Raw genomic sequence first — 11,425 nt, 5'->3', positions numbered from 1 at the left:
TCAGTATCCACCGAGCCAGCCGTTCATGCATATTGTAGCGGGCGTTCGCAAGCGCCGAATGGGCGAGCTGCAGCACGGTTGTGTGAACATAGCGAAGGAAGAAATCCTTCATCTCGGGATCATCGGCGAGCGCGCGCTGAAACGTCTCCATCGGCACCATAATTCCCGACCCTGCGACTTGCATGAACGTGCGCGTGGGGGTGGTCTCCACTGCCAGGACGACGTGCATGCCGGATGCGCCTTCAGGCCCGATGTGGCCAATTTCCACCACTTCTTCGTCGGTGCTGCTGACAACCATGGATCCCAAGCCTCTTTCCAAGAAGCAGACATGCGTGGTTGGAACGTCGCTAGCAACAAGAACGTGCCGTAATGGAAGGTCGACGCGCTCCATCTCTCCCGAGAGGCGTGCAAAGCCGTCTACGCTCAACAATTTCAGTAGAGTGTTCTCGACGGTCGATTGGTCGAATTGGGGCATAGCAGCTCCGCGTGGGGAGCTTGGATGTCAAACCAAACGCCTGTGGGTGTGGTGAAAGCTACGGGACGGCCCAAGATTTGGCTATAGGTCCCGCGAAAGTGTGCGTTTATGACAAAACCGCACATAAGCCACTGAAATTGTTGATGATCAGCGACGATAGACCGGCAACGATGTTCGGTGTCGACCAAGAGACCTTAGCACATTTTACCTCGGCATGCGCGCTCATTGCGAAAGGACGAGCGATTCACAATACAAATATCTGCCTTTTGTGGGATCGTTGAGAGAAGTCGCAATCAATCTCGCCAGCCAAGCCGACGGCAATGCGCTTCGGCGGTAAGGACGGCCGCCTTTCGGTCGGCATAGGGACCTGGCAGATAGACCGTGACTCCGCGGAAACTGACGATCACCGCCTTTGTCACGCTATCGAAGACGATAGCCATATCCGGCTCGTAGGCCATTTGTTTTCCTGACGGCGCTTACCCCATCGAGATGTGCTGTTATTCGAATGAAACAAGGTGCCGACCGCCATCCTTCGAGCGCGGGGCGCGCTTTTCACGGCTTGTGACCGAAGCGGCGGGACGACTGGTGCGACTAGCGTTCCATCTCACGATTGGTTCGGAACCGCACAGGAACTTTTCCGACTATCTGTCGTTAGGCCACAAGGATCGCACAGGTGCCCCTCTTGTGACGGGCCGTACGCCAACCCTTCCTTCCTGTGCGATCCGTCCGTTCCCAATTTGCCCCGTTTCGGCGGGGCTCCTTTTTGATCCCTTGCGCGCAACGCGCGAGGACCAAGGATCGCATGAATCAAATGGTGAAATCCTGGGGAATTTTGGCTGAGATCAGCACAAAAGAAAAAAGCCCGGGTTACCGGGCTTTTCGGCTGGTCGGAGTGGAGTGATTCGAACACTCGACCCCCACGTCCCGAACGTGGTGCGCTACCAGACTGCGCTACACTCCGTGACCAGCGGCGCTTCTATAGAACAGCCTATCTGGTTGCACAAGCACCAAATTCCAAAAAGCCGGCGGAAATTTTGACGGGGTTGTGACAGGTTTGGAGTCACGCGGCTGCAGCAAAAAGCCACACCTGCCGCAAATCGAACGGAAGTCTCAAAGGAGCAATTTTCTTTTGCCGGGTTCCGCGCTAAAGGGCAGACGGGACAGGCGAAACCGCTGCGACGGCGGCTTCGCAGCCAATGCGCTTGAGATCAGGGACGACACGATGAATTTCCGCACCATGACCGCGGCCGGGCTTGCAATTGCGCTTGCCGGATGCACGACCATTCCTTCCGCCGGCAACCCGATCGAGGCCCGCTGGGTCGGCAAATCGGCCGGCGTCTTCTTTGCCGCCTACGGCCCGCCGATCAGCGACAGCGAGCAAGGCTCGACCACTGTCTATACCTGGCGCGGCGGCTACAAGACCGTGCGCATTCCGGCGAAATATGCCGAAGGCGCCGATGGCAAGCGCGGCAAGCAGATCGCGTCGGCCCGCACCGCCTATCTGCGCTGCCAGGCCGAAATCACCACCAACTCCGATTACACGATCCGCGACATCCGCACCGTCGCCGACATCCCCGGCGTCAACGGCCCGTCCTATTGCGCAGAGTTTTTGGCGCCGGAACAGAAGTAACGGACGGTTTGTCCAAGACGCGAAGACAGGCGGCCCGGGTGCCGCCTGTTATGTTGCTGACGAAGTCGACAAATTCGCGCTTGGGGCCGCCCCTCTTCCGGCTTGCCGCCACCTTTGCCGGGGTCGAGCCACTGGTCTCGACCCGTCCTTCGGACCCCCGTAAACGGGGCGAAGGGACATGCCGCGACCTCTCCGTTCCCCGCTTGCCTCTCGCTGCCGGAATAGCCACGGTGGTGCGTGGATACCCCCCTCTGCCCTGCCGGGCATCTCCCCCACAGGTGGGGAGATCACAAGTGGCTTGAACTTCCTGCCCATCTACCGTTTTGCCGTGCTGCGACACCAATTGTTTGGGGAAGCCCGTGCGCCCAGCCAATCTCCCCACCTGTGGGGGAGATGCCCGGCAGGGCAGAGGGGGGTGCCACACGAACCGCCCGAACCCTACACCGCTCTTACGCCGCCTCCCCAGCCTGCACCGCACTCTCCGCCAGCTTCCGCGCCGCGACGAAATCCACCTTGCCGGAGCCGAGCACCGGCACCTTGCCGATATTGACCTCGGCCGGGACCATCATGTCCATGGCGCCCTTGGATTTGGCGAAGGCGAGGAATTCGGCGCGGGTGGCGGTGGGGGCGTCGGTCAGCAGCACCAGGCGCTCGCCCTTCTTGGCGTCGGGCAGCGAGGAGACGACCGAGAGCGCGCCCGGCCAGAGCTCGGCGGCCAGCGTCTCGACGGCGGCGAGCGAGATCATTTCGCCGCCGATCTTGGCGAAGCGTTTGGCGCGGCCGCGGATCTTGACGAAACCGTCCTCGTCGATGGTGACGATGTCGCCGGTATCGTGCCAGCCGTCATATAGGTCTGGCGGGTCGAGGCCTTCACCGGCTCGGCGCCTGAGAAGATATAGCGGATCGAGCGGAAGTCGTAAGGATGGGCCGTCCGCGAATAGCCGTTGAGGAAGGTATCGGTGCCGAAGATGATCGTGGCGTTGGAGACATAGATCAGTTCCGGCACGATGCGGTAATGCAGCGGCGACGGATAGAAATAGACCGGCACACCGGAGATCAGCGGCAGCACCGTGCCGGCCGTCAGCCCGAAGGAATGGAACACCGGCAGGATGTTGAACACCTTGTCGCCGCTGTGGAAATCGATGCGGGCAGCCGCCTGGGCGGCGTTCGACAGGATGTTGCGGTGGGTGAGTACCACGCCCTTCGGCGTGCCCTCGGAGCCCGAGGTGAAGAGGATCACCGCCGGATCATCCGGCTGGCGTTTGACCAGCGGCCGAGCCTTGCGCAGATACCCAAGGATCTTGTCCTTGAGTGAGATTTCGGCCCTGAGATCATCGAGCCAGACGATCGTCACCTGCTTTTCCATCTCCTCGATGACGGCACCGAGCTTCGCCTGGGTGACGAAGGCGCGCGAGGTCAGCACATGTTTGACTTGCGCCGCCTTGCAGGCGGAGAGGATATTGGCGGCACCTGCTGTAAAGTTCAGCATCGCCGGCACCTTGCCAGCGCTCATCACGCCGAGAAGCGTGGCGGCGGCGCCATTGGCATTCGGCAGCATGACGCCGAGGTTGTTTTCCGGAAACATCGTGCGGAATTTTGCGCCGAGCACGGCAGCCCCGGTGAGCAGCTTGCCATAGGTCAGCCGGCCGGTGACCGGATCTTCGACGGCAAGTTTCTTCATGCCGAATTCGTGGCCGGCCTGAATGACGCGGTCGAGAACGGTCGACGAGGTATCGGCGGTCTGGAACAGCAGGTTCGACATCACCTGATAAAGCGCGGCACCCGCCGCCGTGCGGCGCTTGCGGCCTTTCAGCTCCGGCGGCACTTCGAGCTTCACCGGCTCGAGAATGGTGACCTTGACCTTGGGGAATAACCGGCGGCGGATCTTGCCGTTGTCGAGATAGGAGAGATAGCTCTTCTCCAGCCCGTCGATCTTCACCGGCACGACCATCGAGCCTGTTTTGTCGGCGACCATGGCGGCGCCATCATAGACCTTCATCAGCGTGCCGGTCACCGTCAGGCGGCCCTCGGGGAAGATGCCGATCGGGTTGCCGTCCTGCACCACCTTGATCAGCGAACGTGTCGCCATCGGCTTTGTCGGGTCGAGCGGCAGGAATTTGCACATCTTCAGGAAGGGCCGCACCCACCAGGCCTGGGCGATCTTGTAATCGACGGCAAAGGTGGGCTCTTCCTCGGTGATGGCAAGCGCCAGGGCGCCATCGAGCAGGCTGACATGGTTGAGCGCGATGATCGGCGCGCGGCCGGCCTTCTTGATATTTTCGAGACCCTCGACCTCGAGGCGCATGAAGGCGCGGAACAGGATCGAGATGAAATCGCGGAAGGGATTGGTCGGCAGCGTCTTCAGCATCAGCCAGGCGACGGCAAAATTGATGATGCCAAGGCCGATCAGAATCTGAGGAATGGAAGCGCCGAGCGCCTGGACGGCGGCAACGAGGCCGAGGCCGACGGTGATGAACAGGGCCGAGAGCACATTGGCGGCGCCGATGACGCGGGCGCGGCGGTCCTCATGCGCCCAGGTCTGCAGCGCGGCGAAGGTCGGCACGGCGATGAAGGCGCCCGCTATCGCCATGCCGGCGAGATCGATGGCGACACGGATGGTATTCTCTCCGGCAAAGAAGGTGGCGATCGTCGTCGCATGGCTTGTGGAAGCCAGGCCCCAGAGGTTCCAGGCGAGATCAAGGCTGAAGAGGCCGAGCAGCGCCGTGCCGACAGGGGCCGGCAGCAGCACGATGCGGCCGGAAGACATCCAGGCGGCAATGGCCGAACCGATCGCGACGGCGATGGCAAAGACGGTGAGATAGGCCGGCACGACGATCTCGGAGCCGCCGAGCAGCTCGGTGACCATGGTCGGCAGGATGGAGAGAACGAAGGCGCCGACCAGCCAGAACCAGCAATTCATCAGCGCCGAACGCCACAGCCGTTTGTCCTGACGGATTTCCATGACGAGGGTGTAGCTGGAGCGGATGACATTGCGGTCGATCTCCAAATCCGGCGCCTTGGAGCCGGTGGGCGGGATCATCCGGCTGGCCAGCCAGCAGAGCACCGAAAGCCCCATCATCATCGTGCCGAAGATCAGCACATTGTCGCCGCCGGAAAAGGCGAAGGCGGCGATGATGGTGCCGGCGAGGATGGCGATAAAGGTGCCGCCCTCGATCCAGGCATTGGCCTTCGGCAGGTCGCGGCGTTCGAGATGATCGGGCAGGATGCCGTATTTGATCGGCCCGAACAGCGCCGAGACGACGCCGAAGCCGAACAGCGCCGCCATCAATACGAAGATGGAGGAAAAGGCCAGACCGACGACGGCAAGGGCGGCGACCGCGATCTCGCAGCGTTTCAGCAGCTCGGCGATCTTCGCCTTGTCGTGCTTGTCGGCGAGTTCGCCGCCGAGTGCGGAGAGCAGCAGGAAGGGCACGATGAGGATGACGCCGGCGAGCGTCACCAGGGCGGCCCCTTCACTCGCCGACATCTTGAAGAGAATGAGGAACACCAGGGTGTTCTTGAGGAAATTGTCGTTGAAGGCCGTCAGGAACTGGGTCCAGAACAGCGGCGCGAATTTCCTGGAGGTCATCAGATTATGTTGCACGGGCTGGTTCCTCTTTCGGCAGGCAGAGAAGGCCACAGAGTTGTTACGCAAAAGTTGAATGCGGTAACAACTCTGCGCTGTGGTTAACCAAGATCAATCTTCATCGTTACGATTGAACTTGACCAGGAGTTTCTCGGTGCGGGCATCTTCGACCTTGCGGATCAGCTTCTCGGATTCGGCATTGTCGCGCAGCGTCTTGGTGATATTCACCGTGGTCTGCACCAGCATCAGAATGCCCATGGCGAGATAGCCTTTGCCCCAGAGATCGAGCGGCATCATGTAGAGGCCGAGCGCCAGCATGAAGGCGGCCGAGCCGAAGGAGATGTAGGAGAAGCTGACCCAGCTTGCGGAATGTTTCTGGAAACTGTCGTTCATTGTCATAGTCCTTGATGTTCGATGGATGGATGGTTGGATGGAAGCGATTTCAGGCAGCAGGCGTGATGCGGCTCTTCAGCCGCGCCAGCACATCATCGGCGGATGAGCGCTGCGGCGCGCCGAAGCCGGCATTGGCAAGCTTCTCGATGATGCCGGCCGGGCGGATGGCGCCTTCCATGTCCTTCAGGGCGGCAGCGGTCAGTTCATTCTGGCTCTGGCGCAGGCGAAGGCGGGCCAGCGTCTCTTCGGCATCGTCGAGCGTCGCAAAGCCTGGACCGGCGACGGCAACATCGAGCTTCTGCGCCTCCTGCGTGGCACGCGCCAGCCGCTCGCCACGCTGCAGCTCCTGCAGCCTTGCCTCGGAGGCGCGGACGATGCCCTTCAGCTTGTCGATCGCCCCTGTGAACTGGGCTTGCGCCTTTTCCGATGCGTCGCGCTCGGCTTCGAGATAGGCGATCGCCTCGGCCGCCTCGCGGGCCAGGCCCTCATTGCCCTTCGCCAAAGCGGCGGAGGCGCGGATTTCGAGATCGGCGATGCGGGCAACGATCGTCGCGTGCTGCCCCTTCTCCTGTTCGTTCTGGGCGATGGCGACCGCCACACTGCGCCGCGCCGATTGGATCGACTGGGCGGCATCGCGGATCTGCTGGGAAAGCAGCGGCACGGCGTGGCAGTCGGCGAAAGCCTGCTCGGCATCATGCGCCCTGCCCCGCAACAAAATGGAAATCAGTTTGAACATTTCCTTCCTCCGGTTTATGAACGTTGTTCACGAGAGGTGTTATGGCAGAATCATGAACGTCGTTCAAGATAAATTTTGAACGACGTTCAAGAAATCGAAGTGGAATGGTGAATGGCTGGTAGGCGAGAAGAAAAACGCGAAGACCTGAAGGCCCGGCTGATCGAGGCGGCGCGCGAGCGAATCGCCAGGGACGGGCTGGCAAATCTCAGGGCCCGCGACATCACCCAGGATGCCGGCTGCGCGCTCGGCGGCCTCTACACGGTCTTTTCAGACCTCGCCGAGCTCGTCATCCACGTCAATTCCGCCACGCTGAAGGCGCTGGAGGCGAGGCTCACCCTGCCCGAGGCCAAGGACCGGCCGCCGACCGACCGGCTGCGCAACCTGGCGCAGGGCTATCTGAGCTTCGCCGTCGAGCACCGGAACCTCTGGAAGGCGCTGTTCGAACACTTCCCGCCGGAATCGAGCCCGACGCCGCAATGGCATCTCGATGAGCATCTCTTCCTGATGGATGTGATCGCCGAACCGCTGGCCGAACTGCAGCCCGACATGCCCCCCGAAGACCGCGCCATCCGCGCCCGCACCTTGTTCGGCGCCGTGCATGGTGTCGTCAGCATCAGCCTCGAAGGCCGCTTCGTCGGCTTGCCGCTGGAGCGACTGGCGCGGGAGGTGGATGAGCTGGTGCAGACGATTGCCGCGGGGGCGGAGCGGCGGAGGGGGTGATGGGGCGTTGGGGGGGGAATGGCGCCGGTGAGCTGACGGCTTTACCGTATTAGCCACCGCATCACACACATTCCGTCATCCCAGACCTTGAGCCTGGGATCCATGCCGCTCCGGATAAATGCTGCATGAGCTTTGAGTTAAACCGCTGAAATCACCGAAAAAAGCCCCTCATCCGGCTGCCGCCACTGCCAGGGTCGAGCCACACGTCTCGCCCCGTCCTTCGGACACCCGCTCGCGGGGCAAAGACCCCGCCCCAAACCCCTCCCCACGAGGGGGAGGGGCTTAACCTGCCGCACCGCATCTCCCAAAACTCCAGATCGGCAAACGACGAGATGATCTCGGGCAAAGCGGCGATGCTGGGCTAGCCCCTCCCCCTTGTGGGGAGGGGTTGGGGAGGGGTCTTAGATCGGTCTGAACCGGCTACATATCGACCAACCCCAGGAACCCACACCCCAACTCCCGCATTGAGCAACCAGCCAAAAGCTGCTTGACTGCCCTACCCCACCGCCGCGAAGGGAAACCCCATGAGCCGCATCCTCATCACCGGTTCCACCGATGGCCTCGGCCTTGCCGCCGCCCGCACCCTGATGAAGGAGGGCCATGACGTCGTGCTGCATGCCCGCTCCAGGGAGCGCGCCTCCGCCATCTCAGAGATTTCGGCTGCGGCACTCGGCCTCGTCATCGGCGATCTCGCCAGCGCCGCCGAGACGCGATCGATTGCAGAGCAGGTCAACGCCATCGGCCGCATGGACGCCGTCATCCACAATGCTGGCATCTACCTGGAGCGGAGCCGGGGCGAAACGCCTGATGGTCACGCAAAGACGCTGGCGGTGAATGTGCTTGCCCCCTATCTGCTCACCGCCTGGATAACTCGTCCCGATCGCCTGGTCTATCTCACGAGCGGCATGCACCGCAGCGGAAGCAGCGCCCTTGACGATATCGACTGGAAGAAGCGGCCGTGGAATGCCAGCCAGGCCTATTCGGAAAGCAAGCTCTACATCGCCACCCTCGCCGCCGCCGTCGCCCGCCATTGGCCGGATGTTCTCAGCAACGCCGTGGATCCCGGCTKGGTGCCGACCAAGATGGGCGGCGCCGGCGCACCCGATGACCTCGAAATGGGGCACCTCACCCAGACATGGCTTGCGGCAAGCGATGCGGGAGGTGCGAAGGTCAGCGGTGGGTACTGGTATCATCGGCAGCGGCGGGAGGCGGCGGCGGAGGTTGGGGATCCTGGGTTTCAGGATGGGCTGGTGGAGAAGCTCGGTGAACTCACAGATGTTCGTGTATTCGCAGAGAGCGGGTGAGGCGCGAGACCTGGAAGGCGTTGTTCGACCACTATCCGCTGGAAACCAACGCCGGAATGGCATCTCGACGAGGCACCTCTTTCTGATGGACGTGAGCGCCGAACCGCTGGCCGAACTGTAGCCCGACATGCCCCGAAGACCGCGCCATCCGCGTCGAGACGTCTTCGGCGCCGTCCACGGCGTCGTCAACATCAGCTCGAAGGCCGCGTAGTGGGCTTGCACTGGAACGGCCGGTACGGGAGTGAATGAGCTGGTGTTGACGATTGCACGGATGCAAAGGCTGTGAATGGCGTTGCCCTAAGCGCGGGGTCTAGCGAAAATTTCTTTTATTTCAGTTATTTGGAACATCTCTGAATCACTCTTCAGATATGCATATACTGCTACGAGCATCCGGGGCGTGTGATGAATTATCGGTTGACATCTCTTCGTTCTTGATTTGTTCTATGGATAAACTCCTGTCATAATGTCAAAAACATTCCCAGAGCGCGAGGTGATTCATGACAGACTTTTCCATCCTGCGGCAGAAAGCCGGACTCGGGATTCCCGAAGCGGCGGACGTCCTCGGGTACACAGAACGACAAGTGTATAGATGGGAAGCTGGCGAGAACATCCCTCGCAAAGTCATTCTCGACAAGTTGAAGGAGGTTCGTAGCAAGCGTTGCGGTGACCCGAGCGACGATCATGCCTTTACCTTCATCGATCTTTTCGCGGGCATCGGAGGGCTCCGTCGCGGCTTCAACGCGATCGGCGGCAAGTGCACCTTCACCTGCGAATGGGACAAACACAGCCAAGAGACCTATCGCAGGAACTATCCCAGCGACGACCACGAAATCTTTCCCGACATCAGGCAGCTGCGCGAAGAGGATATTCCGTTACATGATGTTCTCCTCGCCGGCTTCCCCTGCCAGCCGTTTTCACTCGCAGGTGTATCGAAAAAGAATGCACTTAACAGACCACACGGCTTCGCCTGCGAGACTCAGGGCACGCTGTTTTTTGATATCCAGCGAATCCTCGCGTACCATCGTCCCAAGGCATTCCTGCTTGAAAACGTGAAGAACCTCGTCAATCACGACAAGGGTCGGACATTTGCGATCATCAAGGATGTCCTCGAAAACCAGCTGGGCTACACCGTCCAGTACAAAATTCTGAATGCCAAGTCATGGCTGCCGCAGCACCGGGAGCGCATCTTTATCGTCGGCTTCAGGGAGGATTACGGCTTTCGCTTTGATGACATGATTGTTCCAGCCCCCCTGAAAGGCCCGGCCTTGAAGACGATCCTGCACCCTGAAAATGGCGAAGAAGTCCCCGAAAAGCCCTACACCGAAGGCAATATCGGTCGAGTCTCGGACAAGTACACTCTAAGCGACAAGCTTTGGTCTTATCTCCAGGCCTACGCCGACAAACACAAGGCGAAGGGCAACGGATTCGGGTTCGGACTGTTCGGCCCTGAAGATACTGCTCGCACGTTATCCGCTCGCTACCACAAGGACGGCTCGGAAATTCTGATATCTCGGGGTGAAGGTCGGACTCCGCGTCGCCTGACACCGCGGGAATGTGCCAGGCTCATGGGTTTCGATCTTCCCGGCCAGAAGGATTTCATAATTCCAGTGTCGGACACGCAGGCCTACAGGCAGTTCGGCAACTCGGTCGCCGTACCGGCCGTCGAGGCTGTCGCAGGGCTTATGAAGCCCTACATCCTCGAAGCGAGGGAAGAGGCTGTCAGAAAGCGCGCGTGATGGCCGACATCGTAACTCCTGAAAAGCGCAGCCTGATGATGGCCGGTATCCGGGGCAAGGACACGAACCCGGAAATCCTGATCCGAAGAGCGCTATTCGCGCGGGGATGGCGTTATCGCGTCCACGACAAACGCCTGCCAGGTAAGCCCGATCTCGTCTTTCCGCGTCTCAAAGCAGTCGTGTTCGTCGATGGCTGCTTCTGGCACGGGCACCATTGCCACCTCTTCAGACTGCCATCCTCAAAGGTCGAGTTCTGGCGTAACAAGATCGGGAGTAACTGTGCTCGCGACATCGAGGTCAGACGCAAGCTGGACGAACTTGGCTGGCGTCATCTCACTGTCTGGGAATGCGCGATCAAAGGCAGGAGCCGATGGGCGATATCTGCCGTGATCGATATGGTTGCAGCATGGCTGGAATCAGGTGAAGGTGCTGCCGAAATCGAAGGGAAAACGGATGGCAGTCGCTGATCCGGCGCGAATCTGCTCCGCAAGTACCAAGCCTGTATTGGTCGTGCATAAAGGCCCTCACGCCGCAAGTCTAACGGGTGTCCAGATATCGCGTGCCGAAGCACAGATGCATCATTTTTGTCCACGGCTGCTTTTGGCACGGCCCACGAGGGCTGCCCATACTTCAGAATTCCGAAAACCACGCGTGAGTTTGTGGGCCGCGAAGACCGGGCCTAACGCTGATCGCGACAGACGTTCAACGGGGGCCTTGTTCAGTGCTGGTTGGCGTGTTTTGACCATCTGGGAGTGAGCGACTAGGTCGAATCATACGGGCAGCCTGGCAGAACCGTCAACGAATGGTTGCGTGACGCAGAAACAAGTGCTGAATTKTCATCGAGC

Annotated in this window: 10 protein-coding genes, 1 tRNA gene and 1 pseudogene; 6 read left to right on the top strand and 6 right to left on the bottom strand. The window is 60.7% G+C overall.

All coding sequences use genetic code 11. The features are described 5' to 3' along the window. The 3 genes from AC1ECN_RS31830 to AC1ECN_RS31820 form a co-directional block, all read right to left on the bottom strand. The coding region (locus AC1ECN_RS31830; RefSeq protein ID WP_477955190.1) for a Crp/Fnr family transcriptional regulator at window positions 1-475 on the bottom strand (475 nt) is incomplete at its 3' end. A gap of 293 nt (window positions 476-768) precedes the next feature. Beyond that, complete coding sequence (locus AC1ECN_RS31825; RefSeq protein ID WP_165406122.1) at window positions 769-933, bottom strand: hypothetical protein; 165 nt, start codon at window positions 931-933, stop codon at window positions 769-771. Between the two features lie 426 nt (window positions 934-1,359). After that, window positions 1,360-1,436: transfer RNA gene (locus tag AC1ECN_RS31820), tRNA-Pro, on the bottom strand. A 261-nt stretch (window positions 1,437-1,697) separates the two neighbouring features. Here AC1ECN_RS31820 and AC1ECN_RS31815 point away from each other — a divergent pair. Beyond that, window positions 1,698-2,105, top strand: a complete 408-nt coding sequence (locus AC1ECN_RS31815; RefSeq protein ID WP_130673493.1) for a hypothetical protein — start codon at window positions 1,698-1,700, stop codon at window positions 2,103-2,105. A 449-nt stretch (window positions 2,106-2,554) separates the two neighbouring features. Here AC1ECN_RS31815 and AC1ECN_RS31810 read toward each other — a convergent pair. The 3 genes and pseudogenes from AC1ECN_RS31810 to AC1ECN_RS31800 all read right to left on the bottom strand — a co-directional run bounded on the left by AC1ECN_RS31810 (window position 2,555) and on the right by AC1ECN_RS31800 (window position 6,820). Next, window positions 2,555-5,709, bottom strand: a pseudogene (locus tag AC1ECN_RS31810) (acyl-[ACP]--phospholipid O-acyltransferase). A 93-nt stretch (window positions 5,710-5,802) separates the two neighbouring features. Then, the gene (locus AC1ECN_RS31805) at window positions 5,803-6,084 is read right to left on the bottom strand and encodes a YiaA/YiaB family inner membrane protein (protein ID WP_003546080.1); all 282 of its coding nucleotides are present in this window, start codon (window positions 6,082-6,084) and stop codon (window positions 5,803-5,805) included. 49 nt (window positions 6,085-6,133) lie between these two features. Then, the gene (locus AC1ECN_RS31800; protein WP_130672121.1) at window positions 6,134-6,820 is read right to left on the bottom strand and encodes a PspA/IM30 family protein; all 687 of its coding nucleotides are present in this window, start codon (window positions 6,818-6,820) and stop codon (window positions 6,134-6,136) included. A 111-nt stretch (window positions 6,821-6,931) separates the two neighbouring features. On the opposite strand from AC1ECN_RS31800, the gene AC1ECN_RS31795 reads away from it, so the two are divergent. The 5 genes from AC1ECN_RS31795 (at window position 6,932) to AC1ECN_RS31775 (ending at window position 11,235) form a co-directional block, all read left to right on the top strand. Further along, entirely contained in the window at window positions 6,932-7,540 is a 609-nt protein-coding gene (locus AC1ECN_RS31795; protein WP_017990584.1) for a TetR/AcrR family transcriptional regulator, read from the top strand. 524 nt (window positions 7,541-8,064) lie between these two features. Then, window positions 8,065-8,844, top strand: a complete 780-nt coding sequence (locus tag AC1ECN_RS31790) for an SDR family NAD(P)-dependent oxidoreductase (RefSeq protein ID WP_477955186.1) — start codon at window positions 8,065-8,067, stop codon at window positions 8,842-8,844. 497 nt (window positions 8,845-9,341) lie between these two features. Next, window positions 9,342-10,580, top strand: a complete 1,239-nt coding sequence (gene dcm, locus AC1ECN_RS31785; protein ID WP_130672896.1) for a DNA (cytosine-5-)-methyltransferase — start codon at window positions 9,342-9,344, stop codon at window positions 10,578-10,580. After that, window positions 10,580-11,047, top strand: coding sequence for a very short patch repair endonuclease (locus AC1ECN_RS31780; RefSeq protein WP_130672895.1), 468 nt, complete (start codon window positions 10,580-10,582; stop codon window positions 11,045-11,047). Before dcm ends, AC1ECN_RS31780 begins: the two co-directional genes overlap by 1 nt. A 77-nt stretch (window positions 11,048-11,124) precedes the next feature. Next, on the top strand, window positions 11,125-11,235 hold the full coding sequence (locus AC1ECN_RS31775; RefSeq protein WP_397462652.1) for a hypothetical protein: 111 nt from the start codon (window positions 11,125-11,127) through the stop codon (window positions 11,233-11,235). Window positions 11,236-11,425 lie beyond the last annotated feature (190 nt).

The organism is Rhizobium sp. 01N447_2 (assembly GCF_056399245.1).
This window is presented reverse-complemented; position numbering and strand designations above follow the sequence as displayed.